The 21784-nt window shown below is 62.8% G+C and carries 22 protein-coding genes and 1 tRNA gene; 8 read left to right on the forward strand and 15 right to left on the reverse strand.

The features are described 5' to 3' along the window. Positions 1 to 216: 216 nt before the first annotated feature. Both NDB2M4_RS08880 and NDB2M4_RS08885 read right to left on the reverse strand, forming a co-directional pair. On the reverse strand, positions 217 to 600 hold the full coding sequence (locus tag NDB2M4_RS08880; protein WP_072373514.1) for a hypothetical protein: 384 nt from the start codon (positions 598 to 600) through the stop codon (positions 217 to 219). Positions 601 to 1268: 668 nt separating this feature from the next. Further along, positions 1269 to 1766, reverse strand: a complete 498-nt coding sequence (locus NDB2M4_RS08885) for a mobile mystery protein A (protein WP_083556090.1) — start codon at positions 1764 to 1766, stop codon at positions 1269 to 1271. A gap of 23 nt (positions 1767 to 1789) precedes the next feature. Here NDB2M4_RS08885 and NDB2M4_RS20195 point away from each other — a divergent pair, with 23 nt between their 5' ends. After that, positions 1790 to 1936 carry a hypothetical protein gene (locus NDB2M4_RS20195; RefSeq protein ID WP_171988059.1) on the forward strand — a complete coding sequence of 49 codons (147 nt, stop codon included), beginning with the start codon at positions 1790 to 1792 and terminating at the stop codon, positions 1934 to 1936. A 354-nt stretch (positions 1937 to 2290) separates the two neighbouring features. On the opposite strand, the gene NDB2M4_RS08895 is transcribed toward NDB2M4_RS20195, so the two are convergent. Next, positions 2291 to 2872: a recombinase family protein gene (locus NDB2M4_RS08895; protein ID WP_072373519.1), complete on the reverse strand. Its 582-nt coding sequence runs from the start codon at positions 2870 to 2872 to the stop codon at positions 2291 to 2293. A 199-nt stretch (positions 2873 to 3071) separates the two neighbouring features. On the opposite strand from NDB2M4_RS08895, the gene NDB2M4_RS20200 reads away from it, so the two are divergent. Next, a complete protein-coding gene (locus NDB2M4_RS20200; protein WP_072373522.1) occupies positions 3072 to 3959 on the forward strand; it encodes a helix-turn-helix transcriptional regulator in 888 nt (295 codons plus the stop codon). A 264-nt stretch (positions 3960 to 4223) separates the two neighbouring features. Here the strand turns inward: NDB2M4_RS20200 and NDB2M4_RS08905 are convergent. Further along, positions 4224 to 4299: transfer RNA gene (locus NDB2M4_RS08905), tRNA-Lys, on the reverse strand. A 333-nt stretch (positions 4300 to 4632) separates the two neighbouring features. On the opposite strand from NDB2M4_RS08905, the gene NDB2M4_RS08910 reads away from it, so the two are divergent. Then, positions 4633 to 4938, forward strand: coding sequence for a PilZ domain-containing protein (locus tag NDB2M4_RS08910; protein WP_171988060.1), 306 nt, complete (start codon positions 4633 to 4635; stop codon positions 4936 to 4938). 3 nt (positions 4939 to 4941) lie between these two features. Here NDB2M4_RS08910 and NDB2M4_RS08915 read toward each other — a convergent pair whose 3' ends face one another. From NDB2M4_RS08915 to NDB2M4_RS08965, 11 genes are all read right to left on the reverse strand, one after another. Then, positions 4942 to 5979, reverse strand: a complete 1038-nt coding sequence (locus tag NDB2M4_RS08915) for a rod shape-determining protein (protein WP_139247173.1) — start codon at positions 5977 to 5979, stop codon at positions 4942 to 4944. A gap of 150 nt (positions 5980 to 6129) precedes the next feature. Further along, entirely contained in the window at positions 6130 to 7701 is a 1572-nt protein-coding gene (locus tag NDB2M4_RS08920; protein ID WP_072373527.1) for a 2-isopropylmalate synthase, read from the reverse strand. Positions 7702 to 8080: 379 nt separating this feature from the next. Continuing rightward, a complete protein-coding gene (locus NDB2M4_RS08925) occupies positions 8081 to 8992 on the reverse strand; it encodes a PhzF family phenazine biosynthesis protein (RefSeq protein ID WP_072373535.1) in 912 nt (303 codons plus the stop codon). Between the two features lie 111 nt (positions 8993 to 9103). After that, entirely contained in the window at positions 9104 to 9814 is a 711-nt protein-coding gene (locus NDB2M4_RS08930) for an NUDIX hydrolase (RefSeq protein ID WP_139247174.1), read from the reverse strand. Positions 9815 to 10289: 475 nt separating this feature from the next. Beyond that, complete coding sequence (locus NDB2M4_RS08935; RefSeq protein WP_072373540.1) at positions 10290 to 10520, reverse strand: hypothetical protein; 231 nt, start codon at positions 10518 to 10520, stop codon at positions 10290 to 10292. Positions 10521 to 10596: 76 nt separating this feature from the next. Further along, positions 10597 to 11616, reverse strand: a complete 1020-nt coding sequence (gene ilvC / locus NDB2M4_RS08940; protein ID WP_072373542.1) for a ketol-acid reductoisomerase — start codon at positions 11614 to 11616, stop codon at positions 10597 to 10599. A 116-nt stretch (positions 11617 to 11732) separates the two neighbouring features. Beyond that, positions 11733 to 12281, reverse strand: coding sequence for an acetolactate synthase small subunit (ilvN, locus tag NDB2M4_RS08945; RefSeq protein WP_072374914.1), 549 nt, complete (start codon positions 12279 to 12281; stop codon positions 11733 to 11735). Between the two features lie 2 nt (positions 12282 to 12283). Then, positions 12284 to 12922, reverse strand: coding sequence for a hypothetical protein (locus NDB2M4_RS08950; protein WP_072373543.1), 639 nt, complete (start codon positions 12920 to 12922; stop codon positions 12284 to 12286). Continuing rightward, on the reverse strand, positions 12922 to 14688 hold the full coding sequence (locus NDB2M4_RS08955; RefSeq protein WP_072373546.1) for an acetolactate synthase 3 large subunit: 1767 nt from the start codon (positions 14686 to 14688) through the stop codon (positions 12922 to 12924). Before NDB2M4_RS08955 ends, NDB2M4_RS08950 begins: the two co-directional genes overlap by 1 nt. Before the next feature lie 88 nt (positions 14689 to 14776). After that, complete coding sequence (gene miaA, locus NDB2M4_RS08960) at positions 14777 to 15700, reverse strand: tRNA (adenosine(37)-N6)-dimethylallyltransferase MiaA (protein ID WP_072373550.1); 924 nt, start codon at positions 15698 to 15700, stop codon at positions 14777 to 14779. Positions 15701 to 15764: 64 nt separating this feature from the next. Continuing rightward, the gene (locus NDB2M4_RS08965; RefSeq protein ID WP_072373553.1) at positions 15765 to 17144 is read right to left on the reverse strand and encodes a carbohydrate porin; all 1380 of its coding nucleotides are present in this window, start codon (positions 17142 to 17144) and stop codon (positions 15765 to 15767) included. A gap of 379 nt (positions 17145 to 17523) precedes the next feature. Here NDB2M4_RS08965 and NDB2M4_RS08970 point away from each other — a divergent pair, with 379 nt between their 5' ends. Genes NDB2M4_RS08970 through NDB2M4_RS08990 form a run of 5 tightly spaced genes read left to right on the forward strand, consistent with a single transcriptional unit; the run spans position 17524 to position 21771 of the window. Then, positions 17524 to 17766, forward strand: coding sequence for a CDGSH iron-sulfur domain-containing protein (locus tag NDB2M4_RS08970; protein WP_072373556.1), 243 nt, complete (start codon positions 17524 to 17526; stop codon positions 17764 to 17766). A gap of 32 nt (positions 17767 to 17798) precedes the next feature. After that, positions 17799 to 18713 (forward strand): branched-chain amino acid ABC transporter permease, encoded by a 915-nt coding sequence (locus tag NDB2M4_RS08975; RefSeq protein WP_072373563.1) that lies wholly within the window; start codon positions 17799 to 17801, stop codon positions 18711 to 18713. A gap of 3 nt (positions 18714 to 18716) precedes the next feature. After that, positions 18717 to 20123, forward strand: a complete 1407-nt coding sequence (gene livM, locus NDB2M4_RS08980; protein ID WP_072373566.1) for a high-affinity branched-chain amino acid ABC transporter permease LivM — start codon at positions 18717 to 18719, stop codon at positions 20121 to 20123. Continuing rightward, positions 20123 to 21040, forward strand: a complete 918-nt coding sequence (locus NDB2M4_RS08985) for an ABC transporter ATP-binding protein (protein WP_072373569.1) — start codon at positions 20123 to 20125, stop codon at positions 21038 to 21040. Before livM ends, NDB2M4_RS08985 begins: the two co-directional genes overlap by 1 nt. Beyond that, on the forward strand, positions 21037 to 21771 hold the full coding sequence (locus NDB2M4_RS08990) for an ABC transporter ATP-binding protein (protein WP_072373572.1): 735 nt from the start codon (positions 21037 to 21039) through the stop codon (positions 21769 to 21771). The genes NDB2M4_RS08985 and NDB2M4_RS08990 overlap by 4 nt, the downstream gene beginning before the upstream one ends. Positions 21772 to 21784: the final 13 nt, after the last annotated feature.

Here is a 21784-nt window from a genome sequence, read left to right on the forward strand (position 1 = left end):
CGGGAGCTGATCTTGCGGATAGCATGAAGGCCATCGGTGTTCGCGCCGAGCAAAAAGGCCGGACACATGGGCGCTACCGACCAGCTCTGCGCGACAGACCAGAAAGTCCTTGCCAACGGGGTGCCGTCCACACATGGGACCAAGGGGACATCGACGTCACGGCGAGGGGATAAGCTGACGAAGTGCGCTGGCGTCCGACTTGGCGCTCTTCTTGGGTCATCGCGTAAGAATTTCGAAGAGCGCGTTGGGTGCTTTCGTGCGGTCGGCAACCCAATCGAAAACGTCGTTGCCTCCCGCGGTAGCGCCTTCTTGAAAGCGCGGATTGTCCTGACGGTCCAAGGAGCGGCGAATGAATGCCGCGGCCTCGGGATCAGCAGGGTCCGCGAAGAGACCGAGGAAGCCGAGAGTGATGACGCTGAAACCTTCAGCATCATCCAGGTCAGCTCGTTGAGCGAGCGCATCAAAGATTCCGATGCAATACCCAAGTACCCACGTGCCTTCGAGGGCTTGCGACGGCGTTTGCGTTGCCATCGTCAACTGCGTCGTGATGAGGTCTTGGCCGATCGAGGCGATTTTTCCGAGGCGATCTGCATCAGCCATCGTTGAAGAACCTTTTTGCGAGGAGAGACGAGGGTAGCCCGAAATGCGGTATTGCCTGACAGACACGATCTGCAGTGTTCTTGTGAAGAAGTATGTAGGCCTAGGAAGAAGCTAACGCAGCACTAACGGACGTGATCGGCGATGACCAGCATTTCGCCGATCATGAAGCAGCGAATGTCCTCTAACAGCTCGACAGCGGACATTGTTGGTCACAAGTGCCACGGCAGCGGTCAGCGCCGGGCTAAGGTCCGTTCCTGTATACGAGTTCGCATCCGTCACCTGTAGGCGGCTGACCTCAGAGACGTCTGCGTCGCCCCTGGGAGCGGACCTTTCGTGGTTGCACGCGACGGCTGGTCTGCCGCCGGAAGCGGACGTGGGCAGGGTCACGTGGTTCGAGCGAACCCGGTCGTGTGCCGACTTCTGCAAATGGGACAAACCGCCCGTCGCCTTCTTGGCCGGTGGCCCCCGCCGGATGTCAGTGTTGATGTCTGCAAGTGTATATCTGCTCGCATCCGGTTCCGGCCGCCATTGGACGGCTGTGACGACAGCGTTGAGCCTGTAAGCGGACCTGCGCATGCTTCAAGCAACGGCCGCTCTGCTTCCCAGAGCAGAAGTGCGCTAGTCGCGACGCTCGAGCGAAAGCGGTCCTGCGGAACGCTGTCGATCGACTACGTCTCCCAGAGGTCCTTGTCGTCGACGTGCCGTTGGATGTAGTCGCGAATGCGCTCCTCCGTGATCGGGGTCTCCTGGCCCTCGAGCTGCATGGTCCGCTGAACGGCCGACAGATGGGCCACGGCGATCTTCCGCGCCTGTCGCATCACCGCCTGCTCCAAAGGTTCGCGTGGCACGAGTGCGTAGACGAGATCGCAGCCCAAATGGTGGGCGACATCCTGCAGCTGATTGAGCTGAATTGTTCCCTCCCGCTCGCGGCGCTCCAGTTGCGAAACGCGTTGCTTGGCCACCCCCAAGCGACCTCCGAGAACGGGCTGGCTGACGCCCAGCGCAAAGCGGATTGTCCCAATCCAACCGCGCGTGGGCCGCGGGCAATTCTTCAGCAGCGCCATCAAAGTGTGCCGTTGGCCGTCGATAGACCTGCGGACTAGCTGGCGATTATAGTTCATGCCCCTCCCCGCCCCTGGTCCGGTCAACGAAATCGTTGACACCATGCTCTAGGAAGTCATCAAAACGCTTGACGCAAACTGTCCTCGATCTGAGCAAAGGCCATTGCCTCGGCGGCCGACAGTCGAAGCACTTCGGGCTCATCATTCCTCGTCCGGGTCTCATCGTACTCGGATATGACCCGACGCCGACAGCACCGCACAATTCACTCAAATGAACCAGAAGGCGGACTTGAGGTGAGCCGAGGTTCCCGTTCAACGCGATCATCCAGGAGCCGCCGCCTCTGTTCATTTACGCGAGCGAGACGAGCTGCGGACCAATCGTTGATCAAATCACAAAAAGGGTGGTGTCCAGCCACGGTAGTCTCCATGCACTCCCTTGCCCGCGTACAGATCGCCTGCCTCTAAGAGCGCTTCCATTTCAGATAACGTCGCACAGCTTCGACCAAGCGGGGGCTCGGCTCTGGAGGCGACAGCAGAGCTTGAGCAAAGGCCGTCGCATCGGTGGGTGACAGGCGAAGGATCTCAGGCGCGCCGTTGTTCTTTGAGCTCTTGTCGTTCTCAGACATGTTCTAGCTTCCCAAGCTGATCTGTTCCCGCCCAACCCGTTGCAAGGTGCGGTACAACGTCGGCGTGGAAATGCTCAACGTGCGCGAGACTTCCTCTGGCGACAGTCGCCCGGAGACAATGGCTTCATGCGCCCAGAGCGCATCTCGTTCGGTGACCTTGCGCTCCCGGCCGAGATGCTGGCCGCGCGCCCTGGCGGCTGCCATGCCTGCGCGGGTGCGCTCGCTGATGAGTGCTCGCTCGAATTCTGCCATTGCGCCCATCACGTGAAAGAGCAGCCGTCCGCTGGCCGTCGTCGTGTCGATCGCTTCCGATAACGAACGGAAGCCGATGCCTTCAGCTTCCAGCGTCGTCGTGATCGAAATCAGATGGGCGAGGCTGCGTCCGAGACGATCGAGCTTCCACGTTACCAGCACATCACCAGGCGCCAAAGCTGCAAGCGCATCGTTGAGCGCCACGCGATCAGTCACCGCTCCACTGATCCCCTCGTCCTGATAGATCTTCTCACAACCGGCATGCGCGAGCGCGTCGAGTTGTAGTCCTAAGTTCTGGTCTTCCGTCGAGACACGCGCGTAGCCGATCAACATACCTTTCAATTCTCAAGCCGCTCTCGTGCGCGGAAAACCGCGTGCGGCTCACATTATCAAATGGGGTCCCTTTTGAAGGAGCGCGCACGCACCGAACGGAGCCCGCGCAAACCCTTCAGAATACGGAGTTTACCATTTTGATCGATGCGATTCCAGACCGGTGACAAAAGGGACCCCTTTTGTCAGCCGGAAGCCAAGCATGGCTAAGCCCTCCAAACCGTCCGACAACATCTGCCTCGATGCGCACGCCGTTCGACACTGCGTCTCGTACTCCCTCAACCAACTCACACGGCTCGAAGCCGCTGGTAAATTCCCCAGGCGCATTCGTCTCGGGGCCCGTCGAATGGCATGGGCGTTTCGCGACGTCTTGGATTGGATGCAGGCGAAGGTCGATACCCGCCCTGTAGGACCGTTGAGTCCAAAGATTGTGATCGACACTGGGGACCGCTTCATCCGCATAAAAGAGCTGCGGTCGATCGTGCTCTTTCATCCCAATCACATCCGCAACTTGGAGCGTGAAGGCAAGTTCCCAGGTCGGATCTACGTCAGCGACGTAAGGGTTGTATGGCTGGAGAGAGAGATCAGGGATTGGCTGGAGGCTCAGAGGCAACGCGCGGAGGCTGCCGCGACTCTCAAGACGTATCATGTCCGTCTATGCCGGCCACGGTTTGAGGTGGCCGACGTAATAGTGCAAGCCGACAGTCCCGGTTCCGCCGAACGGACAGCTCTCGAGACGGTCGAGACATCCAAGCCGGGTTGGTGTCTCTTGCCCCATCGCCCTGAGAGCTACCAACCCCACGTCCAGATGAGTGTTCTTGAAGAGACGCCGACGTATGCTGCGGAAGTAGTCCGGGACATTCTATCGAAGTACGAGGCCAAGTACGTTCGCTATCTTCTGCTTCATGCCGACACCAACATGCGTAACGGCACAGTCCTCCTCCAGCCGTGGTTCACACATGAAGAGCTGGGCAGTCTTGCCGGCGATCTAGCGAATGATTGGGTTGCTGGCTTCGATCGAAAGGTGACGCCAATCCGCCGACGCGGGCGCCCGTCCAAGAAGAAAACCAAAGCAGCTCACCCTCGCTAGCGCGAACTACACCGGGAAGTGGAATGCACGCGTATCAGGAACGCGAGCCGCATCGGGAGCTCCGATCCTAAGAATGACGGTGATAAAGAACACAATGTCGATGCCGAATGCGATCGCGCGTTGCCCGCCTCTAAGTGGCTCCGCCCCACCATCATCGCTTTTATTCGTGCACCATAGCAAAACTAAACTCCGACCCAAGACCGACCCAAGAGCGATCCGGTGGTAATCTGCAGGCGAAGAGTTCGACTAACCCATTGAAAAGATTGGTGGGTGATGAAGGATTCGAACCTTCGACCCGCTGATTAAGAGTCAGCTGCTCTACCAACTGAGCTAATCACCCATGCCGCCGAGCGGCGCGTCCCGGCCACTGGTTCGGCGTTCGCCGCGGGGCCAAGACGTCAAAAGGGCCCGCCACGCGAGCCCTCGTTGACGCTGCGTTTAGCACCCTCGCGCCCGCCTGTCCAGCCGCAGCGCTACAGGAAAATTCGCCAGTCCGCCAAACCGCTTGGATCGCAGGAAAACCGCGAAAAAAGGTCCCGGGCCCCGCAGATTGCCCCCGCCGGGCCTCGCCGCTACTGCACCCGGGCAGAATCACGGATAGGCTGATCTCTCACTGGCATCCCGACAGGGGGCCTGCAGTCCGGCGCCCGGTGAACCGATGGATCCGGTACCCATGGAAGAGAAACGAAAGGTTCCGCGCCGGCGCGTCCTCAAGGAGGGCAAGATCATATTTGCCGACGGCCTGCGTCTCCTCGACTGCACCATCCGCGATATGTCCTCGAACGGCGCCAAGCTGCTCATCGCCAACACCGTCGGCCTGCCGGACACGTTCTACCTCTATGAGAAATCGTCGGGCATGATCTATCCCGCCGCCATCGCCTGGCGTCAGCCAAACTCGATCGGCGTCGAGTTCAAAGGGCCAGCCAGCAGCATTCACGACGCCGCCAACAAGCGCTTCGCACGCTTGAAGTTCGCCTGACCTTTACGGTGTCATCAGCAGATGCTCGTGCGCACGCAGCGACGCGATGATCTCCGCGGACCCTTTGACAACGCAATGCATCGGATTGTTCTGCACCCGGAACCTGACGCCAATGCGCCGCGTCAGCGCCGTGTCGAGCTTGTCCAGCAGCGCCCCGCCCCCGGTGAGGTGCACGCCACGTCGCGCGATATCGCTCAGGGTGTCGGGCGGTAGATCCTCCAGCGCCCGCTGCACGAACTCCGCGAGCGCCTCCACGGGCTCCGCCAGCGCCTCGGCAACGTCGCTCGAGCGCAGCACGATGGACTTTGCGCTGCCCTGGCGCAGATCCCGCCCGCGGATGTGCACTTCCGCGGATCGCCCATTCGCTGCGGCAAGCGCCGTGCCCACCTCCACCTTGATGCGCTCTGCATTTGCTTCACCCACCAGCAACTGATGCTGGCGCCGGATGTAGCGCACGATGGCTTCGTCCATCGCGTTGCCCGCCACCCGCAGCGTGCGCGCCGAGACGATCTTGCCACCCGACAGGACAGCGATATCGGACGTGCCGCCACCGATATCGACCACCATCGCTCCGCCAGGCTCGCCCACGGGAAGCCCCGCGCCCAAAGACGCAGCGACGGGCTCTGCCACCAAGTAGACTTTGCGTGCGCCTAACGACACCGCGGTATCGTACACCGCCCGCCGCTCAACCGGCGTTGCTTGCGCCGGCACGCAAATGAGGATGCGCGGACGACGGAAGCCTAGCATCGTCTTCGTGCGCTTGATGAACTGCCGCAGCATTTCCTCGGTGGCGACGAAATCGGCGATGACGCCATCACGCAGCGGCCGCACCAGCTCCACGTTTTCCGGCGTGCGCCCGATCATCGCCTTCGCCTTGCGGCCGACGGCCAGCATCTCTCGCGTACCGCGGTGCGAGCGCACGGCCACAGCAGAAGGCTCATCGATGATGATGCCGCGCCCGGCCACGTGCACCAGCGTATTCGCCGTGCCGAGGTCGATTGCAATGTCATCCCTGAACGCACCCGCCACGCCACGCAGCATAGCCAGCCCCAGCCTGGCTCTCCCGAGCCCACAAAAACAGTCTTCGCAAAGACCTTAGGCGCAATCCCCTGCCGCGCCAACGCAACCGCAAAGAAAAGGGCGCCGCTGCAAATCGAGTTGCAGCGGCGCCCAAAAGCAGATCCGTAGACGTTAGAGCGACTGGGCGCGCGCCGTCTTCTGGCGCTTTACCATCAGCTTGTTCAGCGCGGAAACATAGGCCCGTGCCGACGCCACCATGGTGTCCGTATCGGCACCGCGGCCCGTCACCATGCGCCCGCCCTCCTCAAGGCGCACCGAGACCTCGGCCTGCGCGTCCGTGCCTTCGGTCACGGCGTGCACCTGATAGAGATCCAGCTTCACCTCGTGCGGCACCAGCTGCTTGATCGCATTGAACGTGGCATCCACGGGACCGTTGCCCGCGGACTGCACCGTGTGCTGCGTGCCATCGATATCGAGCGTCAGCGTCGCCTGCTGCGGCCCCATGTTGCCGGCGATGACGGTGAGCGAAACCACCTTCATCCGGTCGTGCATGTGGGCGATGCCTTCATCGACCAGCGCCTCGATGTCCTCGTCGTAGACGTGCTTCTTGCGGTCAGCCAGCGCCTTGAAGCGGTTGAACGCATCTTCGAACGCGTTCTCTCCGAGCTCATAGCCCAGTTCCTTCAGCTTCGTGCGGAACGCATTGCGGCCCGAGTGCTTGCCCATCACCAGCGACGTCTTGCCGACACCGACGGACTCCGGCGTCATGATCTCGTAGGTCTGCTGATACTTGAGGATGCCATCCTGGTGGATGCCGCTCTCGTGCGCGAACGCATTGCGGCCGACGATCGCCTTGTTGTACTGCACCGGGAAATTCGTCACCGCCGACACGAGACGCGAGGCGCGCGACAGCATCGTGCTGTCGATGCCGCTGTCGTACGGCAGCTTGTCCCGCCGCGTCTTGATCGCCATGACGATCTCTTCCAGCGCCGCGTTACCCGCGCGCTCGCCGATGCCGTTGATCGTGCATTCGATCTGCCGCGCACCGCCACCCAGCGCCGCCAGCGAGTTCGCCACCGCCAAACCGAGGTCGTTATGGCAATGCGTCGAGAATACCGCCTTGTCGGCATTCGGCACACGCGCGCGCACCTGGCGGAACATCTCCGCGTACTCGTCCGGCGTCGCATAGCCGACCGTGTCGGGCAGATTGATCGTCGTCGCGCCCGCCTTGATTGCTGCATCGACGCACTGGCACAGATAGTCGATGCCCGTGCGCGTTGCGTCCATTGCACTCCACTCGACGTCCTCGACGAGGTTGCGCGCACGCGCCACCGTCGCGGTGATGATCTCCAGCACCTCGGCCTCGGTCTTGCGCATCTGATGCGCGAGATGGATCGGCGAGGTGGAGACGAACGTATGGATGCGACCGCGTTTGGCGTGCTTCACCGCTTCGCCTGCGCGGTCGATGTCGGCGTTGATGGCGCGCGCCAAGCCCGCCACCGTCGCGTTCTGCACCCGCTTGGCGATCGCCGACACCGCCTCGAAGTCGCCGTCCGACGCAATCGGGAAACCGGCTTCGATGATATCGACGCCCATCTGGTCGAGGCACTCGGCGACCTCGAGCTTCTCCTCGAAGGTCATCGTCGCCCCGGGGCACTGCTCGCCATCGCGCAACGTGGTGTCGAAAATGACGACGCGTTCTGCCTCGGACTGCTCCACGGGCGTTTGTGGATCGGTGCTCATCTGAATTCTTCTTTCGCTTCCGGCCGGCCCTCAAGGCTCGGCGAATGTTCAACCAGCTGGCTCGACTTGTCATCCCCCTGAGCACCGTCCCGGGATCACCGGAACCTTGATCGGCTCAGGGGCTGCTAAGGAGCAGGTTCAGAAGCTGCGGAAGTCGCGCCGAGGCGCCGCCGCGGACCGAATCCGCGCGGAAAAAGCCTTTGCCATCAATGCCTGTCATCTGGCGCATGGCCATCTCTTAATACAACCGGGCGCAATTGGCTAGTCGGGCGCCGAATTGGCCCGCCAGCCCCCCGATCGAGCGCCCCCCGCGGTGGCCCATTATCGCCCGCGGGAGGAACCAGCCGTTAAGCCTTATGCCCCGGCAGGAACGCCGCGCCTAGACGGTGATCGCACCGTCGATGACGCGCACCGCACTGCCGCCAATCCGCACCGTCCCCAGCCGCCCGCCCGTCACCACCAGCGTCAGCGCGATCGAGCTGGGACGACCCATCTCATAGCCCTGCTCGATGATCCTGCGATGCACCCCGTCCGGCAGGGTATCGAAATCGTGCACCACGCCGGCGAAGCACACCGCTGCCGAACCCGTCGCCGCATCCTCAGGGACACCGATCTGCGGCGCGAACATGCGCGCATGGAAAGCCGAGCCGCTGTGCACGCACTCGCGCGTATAGAGATAGACGCCGCCGAACGTTCTGCCGGGAAACACACTGTCCCAATGGCTCTGCTCCACGTGCGCCTTCGCCATCGCTTCGAGGCTCGACACCGGCACGAACGCAAACGTGTTCCCTGCCGAAAGGCACTGCGGGGTGTGGTTCTCAAAACCGATCTCGCGCGGCAGCAGCCCGAGCGCATCGGCGATCCGGTCGCGCGACGGCGGCAGCGCGGTCTTCTCCGGCAGCTTCGGCGCGTCGAACTCCGCCAGCGCCGCCTGTCCCTCGCGCAGCCTCACTCCCACGCGCACCGTGCCGATCGGCTGTTCCAGCACGATGATCGCGTCACGCTCGCCATTCACCATTTGCGTGCGCAGCTGCGCCAGCAGGATCGCCGTGCCGATCGTCGGATGCCCGGCGAAGGGAAGCTCGCTGCCCGGGGTGAAAATCCTGATCCGCGCCGAATGCGCCGGATTCTGCGACTTCATGACGAAGACCGTTTCCGACACGTTCAGCTCGCCGGCAATCGCCTGCATCTGCTCCGCGCTCAGCGCGTCGGCGTCAGTGATGATAGCGAGGGGATTGCCGCTGAACCGGCGATCGGTAAAGACGTCGAGCGTGTAGAGCGGCAGCGCCATGCGGGATATCCGGTTATGAAAACCGGCGCACTCTGCCCAATTCCTCTGACGGGTCAAGCGCGCCGATGCCTCGGCACGCTTCACGATCCATGGCGCGCGTCAAAGATGCCGTCAGACCAGCCCGCGGGCAAAAGCGCGCGCATGCACCGGCATGTCTTCCGTGCCGTCGTCGGCGCCGCGCACGATGACGATATCATCGAGCTCTGGGGACGCCTGCCCCTCGATGAAACGCATGATGCGTGCGCGCAGCGCCTCCGCAGTCAGCGCGCTGCGCCACTCGATACCGATGGCGACATGCACGCCCGCGGGCGCCACGACATAACCCGGCACACGCTGCAGATCGCCGGGAGTCAGCCCTGTCTCTTCACCAAGCTCGCGCACGATGCAGCCGTCGATGTCGATCCGCCCCGCCGCAGCATCATCCGCATCGATCACCCCGCTCGGCGGATAGACGCGCCCCGAATTGAGTTGCCCCGGCGCTTGCCGCCCAAACAACAGGTGACCATCAGCCGACCGGATCAGCGCCGCGCCCGAGGCTTCGCGCACGACATCGCTGGTCGCAAACGGCAGCGACCGCCAATAGAGCATCGTGCGGAAATCCGTCTTGAAGAGTGTCCCCGACAGCCGGCCTGCTTCGATTTCATGCTCGCGGAAGAGATAGACGTCGCCGTTGAACAGCGACGGGCATGCCGCGCGTCGGCGCTCCCAATAGCTGACGATCGCCGCCTGGTCCCGTTCGGCCAGCGGCCAGCACCACTCGTCGATGCTGAGCACACATTCGCTAACCCGAACCACCGCGCCCTGTCCTGGAATAGCTCGCACTGCAGCGCGCTCCGGCAACTTTATGGCCAAAATCGAAGTGGCCCACTCAAACTTGATTTCCGCGGCGAAATCTTAGTTTCGCCAAGAACAAACCACGCTCGTTCCACGATGCAGGAGTGGACTGAGGGTGTCAGCAAGCAGTGCCGAGGGGGACTTTGCATTTGCTTCGCCCAAGCGATCATCACTGACGGCATCCTCGCAGTCGCGCGTTTCAACGCGTGCGGCGATGACCGGAATTGCACCCGCCGGCCACGCGGCCTTTCGCAGGTGTGAGATCAGAAATCCGGCGGCGCCATTACCGTGGCGCCGCTGGAGCGGACGGTGGAGGTCCCCGCTTCTCCGCCGTCCGTTTCCTTGCGCGCCCTGCATCGAGCCCTTCCTCGTTGCAGGGCGACTGCCTGGAAGGCTCGCGTGGCTGTAGCCTGACGCTACCTCCCCAAAGCCCGCTGCGCGAGCCTTCTGGCTTCCTGCTTGTCTAGAGGCAGCCGAGCGTCTTCGATCCGCACGTATAGTAGTTGATCATCTCCGCAGAGCAGCACGGCTGATCGGCGCCGCAGCGCCACGTCTTGATCTTGCCGCTCGACGTCTTGTGCTTGCAGATCTTCGTCGCATTCTTCGGACCAGCGACAGCCGCTCCGGACGACATCGCAAGCGGCATCGCAATCACTGCGACCGCCAACGCGATCGATGACAGAACACGCAACATGGCTGAACTCCCTGTTGACCCAGATGAGGTCAACAGTATGCGCCAAGTTCAGCCGAGTTGCAGTTGCGCCCGCGCCTCAGTTGCGCGACTTGTCGACCAGCGCGCCCGCCTTGATCCACGGCATCATGTCACGCAGCTTTGCGCCGACCTGCTCGATCGGATGCTCGTCCGCCAGGCGCCGCGTGGCCTTGAAGCGGCCAGCGCCGGACTTGTATTCCTGCATCCACTCGGAGGTGAAGCGGCCGGTCTGAATGTCCTTCAGAACCTTCTTCATCTCCGCCTTCGTCTCCGGCGTGATGATGCGCGGGCCCGAGACGTACTCGCCCCACTCGGCCGTGTTCGAGATCGAGTAGTTCATGTTGGCGATGCCGCCCTGATAGATCAGATCGACGATCAGCTTCACCTCGTGCAGGCACTCGAAGTAGGCCATCTCCGGCGCGTAGCCGGCTTCGACCAGCGTCTCGAAGCCCGCGCGGATGAGCTCAACGAGGCCGCCGCACAGCACCACCTGCTCACCGAAGAGATCGGTCTCGCACTCTTCGCGGAAGTTGGTCTCGATGATGCCCGAGCGGCCGCCGCCGACGCCCGACGCGTACGACAGCGCCAGGTCATGCGCATTGCCCGACGCATCCTGGTGTACAGCGATCAGGCACGGCACGCCGCCGCCCTTCTGGTATTCGCCGCGCACCGTGTGGCCCGGGCCCTTCGGCGCGATCATCACCACGTCTAGGCTCTTCTTCGGCTCGATCAGGCCGAAGTGCACGTTGAGGCCGTGCGCGAAGGCAATCGCGGCACCGTCGCGGATGTTGTCGGCGATCTCGTTCTTGTAGATATCGGCCTGCAGCTCGTCAGGCGTCGCCATCATGATGAGATCGGCCCACTTGGCGGCATCGGCCACCGACATCACCTGCAGCCCGTCGGCCTCGACCTTCTTGGCCGTCGTCGACTCCGGACGCAGCGCGACGCGGATGTCCTTGACGCCCGAGTCCTTCAGGTTCAGCGCGTGCGCGCGGCCCTGGGAGCCATAGCCGACAATGGCAACCTTCTTGCCTTTGATGAGATTGGTGTCGGCATCACGATCGTAATAAACGCGCATGGCTTCCTCTGACGTTTCTGGCTCGTAGCGAGTGATGATATCGAGCTGCGGGATGCAGCAATCGGGTGGGCGCCGGCCGGAAAACGCGACCGGCGGAGTTATTCCGCGCAGCTCCTTTAGCTGCTTACAGGCCCGCGGCCAATGGCGGCTATGCCCGTGCGCGACACTTCGACAAGGCCGAGCTCGGTCATGATCTGGATGAATTCCTCGATTTTCGAGGGTTTGCCGGTCACTTCGAAGACGAAATGCTCCGTCGAGGTGTCGACCACCTTGGCCCGGAAAATCTCGGCGATCCGCAGCGCCTCGATGCGCTTTTCACCCTTGCCGGACACCTTGATCAGCGCCAGCTCGCGCTCCAGCGCCACGCCCTCGTTGGTGAGGTCGCGCACCCGGTGGATGGGCACCAGCCGCTCCAGCTGATGCTTGATCTGCTCGATCACGTCAGGGGTGCCGCGCGTGACGATGGTGATGCGCGACAGATGCTTCTCATGCTCCGTCTCGGTCACCGTCAAACTGTCGATGTTGTAGCCACGCCCTGAGAACAGGCCGATGACACGTGCCAGCACGCCAGGCTCGTTGTCGACCAGTACCGATAGCGTGCGCGAGACGACGGCTTGCACGGCGCCGGGGCCGACGTAGTGACTTTTCGCGAGTGGCTTGGCCATGTTCATTGCTTTTTCTCTGGGGCCGCATCTGGGGCTGTAGTGGGACTTCCGGGAGCCGCTTCCGGCTGCGTCGGCACGACATCGGCGGGGCGAGGCGGCAGCTTCGCCCCCGGGAAAAGCGTCTTGAAGAAAAGCGGGAAGCCGTGCTCATCGACGTTCCGCTGGAACGCTACAATCTTCTCTTTCGGCACTTTGTACTGACCGAACGCCGCGCCGACGCGCCGCGACATCGTCTCGACCAGCATCTTCGGCGTTGGAGCGCCCTGGCGCTTCAGTACGTCCGGGGGCGTGCGCGAGTAGATCATCGTCAGGATCTGCGTCTCCATGTAGTCCTGCGCGATGCACGCCTCGAACGCCTTGGTGTACTCCGACGACAAGCTGTGCGTGCGGTAGCAGGCATCGATGAAGCCGAACGTCTTGGTCGCGCCCTGCGTGCGCTGCATCTGCGCCAGCCGCGTCGCCGCTTCCTTGATGTTCTCGACCTGATCCCAGCCCGGATCATGCGCAGCCGCGAGCGACGTCGAGCCAAGTCCGATCACAGCGGCAGCCCCGAGCGCCAGCAGCCCGCGCACGTGCGCCACCTTCCTCGAGCCAGAAACGCTGACCGTACCCTTGACGATATCGCTTCGCACATCTGTCATCAGACCAGAACCTTGCCCTCTGCTCCGATCGCGTTCTCGACTTCCTCGTCGGAAACGTCCTCGCCGAGCAGCATTTCATTATGCGCTTTCCCTGACGGAATCATCGGGAAGCAGTTTGCCAGTGTCGCCACGCGACAATCGAAGATAACTGGCCCCTTCGTCTCGATCATGGCGCGGATGGCGTCATCCAGCTCGGCCGGATCGTCGCAGCGCATGCCCGTCCAGCCGTAGGCTTCGGCGAGCTTCACGAAATCGGGCAGGCTCTCGGTATAGCTGTGCGACAGCCGGTTTCCGTGCAGAAGCTGTTGCCACTGCCGCACCATGCCCATGTACTGGTTATTGAGGATGAACACCTTCACCGGCAGGTCGTACTGCACCGCAGTCGAGGCCTCCTGGATGTTCATCAGGATCGAGGCATCGCCCGCGATGTCGATCACCAGCGACTTGGGATGCGCAAGCTGCGCGCCGATCGCCGCCGGCAGGCCATAACCCATCGTGCCGAGACCGCCCGACGTCATCCACCGGTTCGGCTCGTCGAAGTGATAGAACTGCGCCGCCCACATCTGGTGCTGGCCCACTTCCGTGGTGATGTAAGAGTCGCGATCCTTCGTCAGTGCGAACAGACGCTCGATCGCGTACTGCGGCATGATCACGTCGTTCGAGTTCTTGTAGCTGAGCGACTTCTTCGCGCGCCAGCCGTCGATCTGCTTCCACCAGCTCTTGTGCGCCGCCTTGTCGAGCTGCGGCGCCTTCGACTTCCACACGCGCAGCATGTCTTCCAGCGTGTAGGCAACGTCGCCCACGATGGGGATGTCGACCTTCACGTTCTTGTTGATCGAGGAAGGATCGATGTCGATCTGGATCTTCAGCGAGTTCGGCGCGAACGCATCGAGGCGGCCGGTGATCCGGTCATCGAAGCGCGCGCCCACCGCGACCATCACATCGCAGTCGTGCATGGCCAGATTGGCTTCGTACGTGCCGTGCATGCCCAGCATGCCCAGCCACTGCTTGTCAGAAGCAGGATAAGCACCAAGCCCCATCAGCGTCGACGTGATCGGATAGCCGGTGAGACGCACCAACTCGCGCAGCAGCTGGCTCGCCTTCGGGCCAGAATTGATCACGCCGCCGCCCGTGTAGAACACAGGCTTCTTGGCGCGCGCCATCAGGTCCACGGCATCGCGCACCGCAGTCTGATCCGGCTTCACGCGCGGCTTATAAGTCTTGTGTGCAATGTTCGACGGGCCGACGTAATTGCCGGTCGCGAACTGCACGTCCTTTGGAATATCGACCACGACCGGACCCGGCCGCCCTGCCTTGGCGATATAGAAGGCCTCATGCAGGATGCGGGCAAGGTCGTTGACGTTCTTCACCAGCCAGTTGTGCTTCGTGCACGGCCGCGTGATGCCGACCGTATCGCACTCCTGGAAGGCATCGTTGCCGATGAGGTGCGTCGGCACCTGCCCGGTGATGCACACCAGCGGAATGGAATCCATCAGCGCGTCGGTGAGCCCGGTCACTGCGTTGGTCGCGCCCGGCCCGGACGTCACCAGCGCCACGCCCACCTTGCCCGACGAGCGCGCATAGCCCTCGGCCGCATGCAGCGCACCGCCCTCCTGGCGAACCAGGATGTGCTTGACCTTATCCTGCTGGAACAGCTCATCGTAGATCGGCAGCACCGCGCCGCCGGGATAGCCGAAGATATGTTCGACGCCCTGATCCTTGAGCGCCTCGAGCACCATTTCTGCGCCCGTCATCGTGCGTGCCATAACCAGCTCCAAGGCTTTCGGGTCGCAATCCGACCCCCTTAACTGTTGGCGCGCAACGTATGGTGCCGAAAATGACGGGTCAATGAGGCTATTGAACTAAAGATACGATTTTTGCCACTTCGCTTTTCATTTCTTGCGCGGAAACATGATACCACGCAATCATATTACTTCTAGCCCAAGTCAGCTGTCGCTTGGCGTACTGCCGCGACTCCGTTTGCCCCTCGCCGAGGGCTGCCTCTAGGGAGACCTCCCCGGCAAGGTGACGGCGCAGCGGACCGACCCCGAGCGACGACAAAAGCGGCAACGCGGGGTCTAGCCCGAGGCGTTCAAGTTGCATCACCTCATCCAGCGCCCCCGCATCGATCATCGCGCAAAAGCGCTCGTCGATCCGTCGATAGAGCTCATCGCGCTCCACCTGCACCAGCAGCGGCACTGCATCGGCGAGGTCGATGATCTTCTGCCGCGGCACTCGCTGCCATTCGGCCAGAGAGACGCCCGTTGCCTCCAGCACCTCCAGCGCCCGCACGATCCGCTGCGTATCGGTCGGCGCCAGCCGCCCCGCCGTCTCCGGATCGCGCGCCGAAAGCTCCCCGTGCAGCACACCGGCCCCCACCTCGGCGCCTCGCGCACGCCAGTGCTGGCGCACATCGTCCGGGACGGCGGGTATCGGAGAAAGCCCCTCCGTCAGCGTCTTGAAGTAAAGCCCCGTGCCGCCGACGATGATCGGCCGCTGTCCCGCGCGTTGCGCCTCGCCCAGCACCCGGGCTACGTCCCTGGCATACCGCCCCGCCGAATAGCTCTCCCGCCCTGGAACGAACCCATAGAGCGCATGCGGCGCGCGCTGTTCCTCCGCCGCTGATGGCCGCGCCGTCAGGATGCGCAACTCGCGGTAGACCTGCATCGAATCCGCATTGATGACGATTCCGCCCAGTTCTTCGGCGAGACGCAACGCGAGCCCCGACTTTCCGCTCGCGGTCGGTCCGGCAATGAGGATGGGGCGCATGTCATTCATGCGTGAAGCCCTACAGCAGCCCGCCTCTCCTTTCCATTACGCGCAGCGCTAATAGTTGCCGGCGCTAGTAACTGATTGTCGTACGCAGCCCGAACACCGCCGCGTTGGGAATGGCTTTCAGAGGATCGACCGGGTCGTTCGTATGCCCGCCGGGATTCCAGAAGTATTGGAAGTCGGGCTGTACGTAGAGACCCTGCATGATCTCCGCCGTATAGCTCACCTCGAGCACGCCTTCGAAGCTGGGCGCCACCGGATCGCCGATCTCCCGGTAGAAGTCCATCACCCGCGACGAGACTCCGGTGTAGATGAAGCCAACCCCGAGCGTGTCGCGGGGACGATCGTCGAACAGGCCGTGCGCCGTCACGCCCGCCTCGAAATAATGCTGAATGAGATTGCCTTCAGGCGGAGCCACGATGTAGCTGCCGAACAGCGTCACGCCGCGCTGCTCTTTGCTGCCTGGCACGCGGTAAATCATCTGATCGAGAAGCGCGTAGAAGCCGTAGTCTTTATCCGCCACGGACCCGGTGGGACTGAAAAGTCCGATGGGCAGCCCATTGTTTCCGACGGCTTGCGGAACGAACGTCCCAAAGTAGCGATATGTCCCGAGCTTCAACTTCCCGGCCAGTTCGCCCTCACCCTGATTGTACTTGATAGCCGTTTCCGCAATGAACAAAGGCGCGGTGAACGGAAACAGTAGACCGTTGGGGCTGCAATCCTGCGGAACCTCGTCGTCAGGGCAGTCCCCCGCCGGATCGCCGCTGAAGAGGCCGAACAAGAACCCAATGCTGTCGTTCGGAGTGAACGCCAGTCGCGCACCCGGTGCCGCCATCGGATAGGACGGACCGCCGTCGGGCAAATTGATGCCTGTGATCGACGGCCAGCCGAACGAGCCGTTGAGAAAAGCGGCACCCGCCTCACTGATGATGAACTCCGAATCCGCAGACAGCTGGCCGACGCGCAGCGACATGTGATTATCGAGCAGCTTCTGCTCCAGATAGATCTCGAACAACCGCGTCGAAGGCAGCGCCTCGATGAAGCTCGCCGGCATCAGCACGCCGAGGTTCGCCGCCGTGATGCTCTGCCCGTGGATCTGATAGCCGTTGGCGAAGAACCTGAGTCCCTTCAAGCCAGCCGCCTTTTCGAGATCGACTCCAACCTCCACATCGAGCCGCCCGATATATTGCGTGCCTTGGGCGTACCCGCCCACCGGATTGCCCAGCACGTCACCAATATAATTGACGGCATAAGTGATGCCCCGGCCCGCGAGCATCGTTCGCACACCCGCCGGATCGCCGAACCAGCGTGGGAAGTTTACTGCGATCGAGGGCTCGGGGAGCCCCGGAACGCGGTCGCTCTCTTCCTCGATCGTCTGCGCCCATACCGGGCTGAAGCATACGCTCGCCAGCGCGACCGCGACCGCCAGGCCGCGCGCACTCCAGCGCAAGTCGCCTACTATCCTGCCGCGACGGCGCGCACAGGTCATGCAGTTTCCACCCCAACCGGCCAGAGCCGATCAGGCCAGCCCGGACGGGGCCCGCCTTCCGCCGCTGATCTCGCACGATTCCCCAGCACTTGTGACGCCCGTGCATCGCTACGCGCGCGTCCACCTGCGAATCATTTCGCCAATTGCTGCACTGATATCGGTCATTGGCGCAGCCGCGACGTGCCTGTGACCTGCAAAACACGACGCCTCGCAAATTTACGCGCCCACGACTCCCAATGCGGGGTTTGCCGCTCTTGTCGCGCCGCATCGAAGCCGCTAGCCATCTACAAATGGTGCAACGGGACAAGCGCTCGAAATCAAAAAGCAGGAGAAGTTGCGCATGGCTGACGAGCCGATCGTGGCCCAAACTGGCCCCTATCAGGTCGAACTGACGGAAGGGAAGCCGTATTTCTATTGCCGCTGCGGCCGCTCCCAGAAGCAGCCCTTCTGCGATGGCTCGCACAACGGCACCGGCATCGAGCCGATGCGCTTCGTCGTCGATCACACGGGAACGTTCAATATCTGTGGCTGCAAACAGACCGACGACGAACCATTCTGCGACGGATCGCATCTTTTGCTCTAGGTTTGCCAAGCTTTGTCGAGCCGGGGGGTAGCATGGAATATTTCGTCCAGCAGTTGATCAACGGTCTATCACTCGGCTCGATCTACGGGCTCATCGCCATTGGCTACACGATGGTGTTCGGCATCATCGGCATGGTGAACTTTGCCCACGGCGATGTCTTCATGGTGTCGGCCTTCATCGCCCTCATTCTATTCCTCATCCTCACCCAGGTGCTCGGCGTAACCGCGCTCGGTTTTGCCCTTCTCATCGTATTGGTGCTGGGCATGCTTCTCACAGCGCTCTGGAGCTGGGTGATCGAGCGCGTCGCCTACCGGCCGCTCGCAGGATCGTTCCGATTGGCGCCGCTCATCTCCGCCATCGGCATGTCGATCTTCCTTTCCAACTTCGTGCAGGTTGCTCAGGGCCCGCGCAACAAGCCCGTTCCCCCGATGTTGAACGATACGATCTCGATCCCCATCGGCAGCGGCTACGCCACCATCTCCGAAAAGCAGTTCCTCATCTTCGCGGTCACCGCCATCCTCCTCGTCGCCTTTTGGGCACTCGTACAGAAGACGAAGCTCGGGCGCGCTCAGCGCGCCTGTGAGCAGGACCGCCGCATGGCCGCGCTGCTCGGCATCGATGTCAATCGCACCGTGTCGCTCACCTTTGTCATTGGCGGTGCGCTCGCCGCCGTCGCCGGCATGATGTTCATGACCTACTACGGCGTGGTCAATTTCTCCGACGGCTTCACACCGGGCGTCAAAGCCTTCACCGCTGCCGTTCTCGGCGGCATCGGCTCGCTTCCCGGAGCCGTCATTGGCGGCCTGCTCATCGGTCTCATCGAGACCATGTGGTCGGCCTACTTCTCTATCGACTATAAAGACGTCGCCGCGTTCTCGATTCTCGCCATCGTCCTCATTTTCATGCCGTCCGGCCTGCTTGGGCGCCCCGACGTCGAAAAGGTTTGATCTATGACTTCTGGCAGCCAGGGCGGGCTGCCGCCCGCATCGCACTCCATGCAGGCAATTCTGAAGGATGCCGCGATCTGGGCGCTCGTGACGCTCGGCCTCTGTTTCCCGATCATCGCCTTCCGCACCGACCGCGACCTGTCGCTGCAAACGTCGATCGACCCTCGCCCGTGGCTCGTCCTGTTCGCCGTCCTGGCGGTCTTCGTCGGCCGGCTGCTCTGGCGACTCTACGCACACCCCAAACGGCCCAAGCGCGTTCTCTTTCCGCCCCTCGACCTTTCCGATCGCCACAAGGTCTGGGCACCACGCATCGGCCTCGGCCTACTTTTGCTTTTTCCCTTCATCACCCTGCTGATCACCGGACAGGGCGGCGCCATCAAATGGATCGATAATTTCGGCGTCCAGATCCTGATCTACATAATGCTGGCCTGGGGTCTCAATATCGTCGTCGGCCTCGCCGGCCTGCTCGATCTTGGATACGTCGCCTTCTACGCCGTCGGCGCCTACACCTACGCCATCATCGCCACCTACGTGATCCCCGCGACGATTCCGGTGCTCGGCCCCTGGGCATTCTGGATCTGCCTGCCGCTCGCCGGCGTCCTAGCCGCGTTCTGGGGCATCCTGCTCGGCTTCCCGGTGCTGCGCCTGCGCGGCGATTACCTCGCTATCGTCACGCTGGCCTTCGGCGAGATCATCCGGCTCGTGCTCATCAACTGGGTTGCACTCACCAACGGCAACGCCGGCATCCAGACACCGCGCATCACGTTCTTCGGCTTGCCCTTCACCTCGCGCACCGGCGAGACGACATTCGCCGACGTCATTTCGCTGCCCGGCACCTCCGCCGTGCACCGATCAGTGTTCCTCTATTATGTGATTTTAGCGCTCGCGCTGCTCGTCGCATTCGTCACCCAGCGCATGCGGCGCCTTCCCATCGGCCGCGCCTGGGAAGCGTTGCGCGAAGACGAGATCGCCTGCCGCTCGCTCGGCATCAACACCGTCAACACCAAGCTCACCGCCTTCGCCATGGGCGCCATGTTCGGCGGCCTTGCCGGTGCGTTCTTTGGCGCGCGCCAGGGCTTCGTCAATCCGCGCTCCTTTGAGTTCATGGAATCGGCAACGATCCTCGCCATCGTCGTGCTCGGCGGCATGGGCTCGCTGTTCGGCGTCGCGGTCGCCGCCGTCGTCGTCATCGGCGGCATCGAGCTGCTGCGCGAGCTCGACTGGCTGAAGGCGATCTTCGGTCCGAGCTTCGACCCGGCCCAGTACCGCATGCTGATCTTCGGTCTCGCCATGGTGCTGGTGATGATCTGGCGCCCGCGCGGCCTCATCGCCTCGCGCGAGCCTTCGATCACTCTGAACGAGGATGCCAAGGCAATCTCCGGCGCGCACGTGCAGGAGGGCCACGGCTGATGCGCTGGCTCCGCGACCCTCTGCTCATCGTCGAAGGGCTCACCATGCGCTTCGGCGGTCTCATTGCCGTTCGCGATCTGTCTTTCTCTGTCGGCCGCGGCGACATCACCTCACTGATCGGCCCCAACGGCGCAGGCAAGACCACCGTCTTCAACTGCATCACCGGCTTCTACAAACCGACGAGCGGCCTGATCGTGCTGTCTACCGACGGCCCGATTGAGCCCACCGCCGTCGCCGCGCTGACCGATTCGAGCCACCGCTACATCATTCGCGACAACACCACCCGCAGCGGCCTCTTCCTTCTCGAGCGCATGCCCGACTTCGAGATCGCCAAGCGCGCGCGCGTTGCCCGCACCTTCCAGAACATTCGCCTGTTCTCCGGCATGACCGTGCTGGAAAATCTCATCGTCGCGCAACACAACCCGCTGATGAATGCATCCGGCTGGTCGCTGCTCGGTCTCTTCGGAGCCGACAGCTACAAGGCCGCGCAAGCCGCCGCCGTCGATGTCGCGCGCTACTGGCTCGACCGCATCGGCCTTTTGCATCGCGCCGACGACGCCGCCGGCTCGCTCCCCTATGGCGATCAGCGCCGTCTCGAAATCGCGCGCGCCATGTGCACCGACCCGGTCCTGCTCTGCCTCGACGAGCCCGCCGCCGGCCTCAACCCGCGCGAAAGCCTCGCCCTCAACGAGCTCCTGCGCACCATCCGCGATGAACACGCCACGTCCATTCTGCTCATCGAACACGACATGTCGGTGGTCATGGAAATTTCCGACCACGTCGTCGTGCTGGAGTACGGCGTCAAAATCTCCGATGGCACGCCACAGAGCGTGAAGTCCGATCCGAAGGTCATCGCCGCCTACCTCGGCGTCGAGGACGATGAAGTCGCCGAGGCGGAAGCGGAGGTGGGCCTATGACGAGCACCCCGCCCCTTTTGTCGCTGCGCGGCGTCACTGCCCGCTACGGCAGCATCACCGCCCTGCACGATGTCGACGTCGACGTGCCAGAAGGCGAAATCGTCACGCTCATCGGCGCCAACGGCGCCGGCAAGTCGACGCTGATGATGACCATCTTCGGCAGCCCGCGAGCAGCTTCCGGCAGTATCGTCTTCGATGAGCGCGACATCACCCAGATGCCGACGCACGAGATCGCCCGCCTCGGTCTCGCCCAGTCGCCGGAAGGCCGTCGCATCTTCGGCCGCATGACCGTCGAGGAGAATCTCCGTCTCGGCGCCGAGTTCACCGGCGGCGACCACGACTATGAAACCGAGCTTGCGCGCGTCACCGCGATATTTCCCCGCCTCAAGGAACGCATGCATCAACGCGGCGGCACGCTATCAGGCGGCGAGCAGCAGATGCTCGCCATCGCCCGCGCACTGATGAGCCGGCCCAAGCTGCTGTTGCTCGACGAGCCGTCGCTCGGCCTCGCCCCGCTCATCGTCAAACAGATCTTCAAGGTGATCGCCGAGCTCAACGCCCGCGAGCGCCTTACCGTCTTTCTCGTCGAGCAGAACGCCTTTCACGCGCTTCGCTTGGCGCACCGCGCCTACGTTATGGTCAACGGCCGCATCACCTTGAGCGGAACGGGTCAGGAGCTTCTGGCGAGCCCCGAGGTGCGTGCCGCGTACCTCGAGGGCGGACGTCACTAGGAGAAGCAGAACG

Source organism: Hyphomicrobium sp. NDB2Meth4 (assembly GCF_900117445.1).
Classification (GTDB): domain Bacteria; phylum Pseudomonadota; class Alphaproteobacteria; order Rhizobiales; family Hyphomicrobiaceae; genus Hyphomicrobium_A.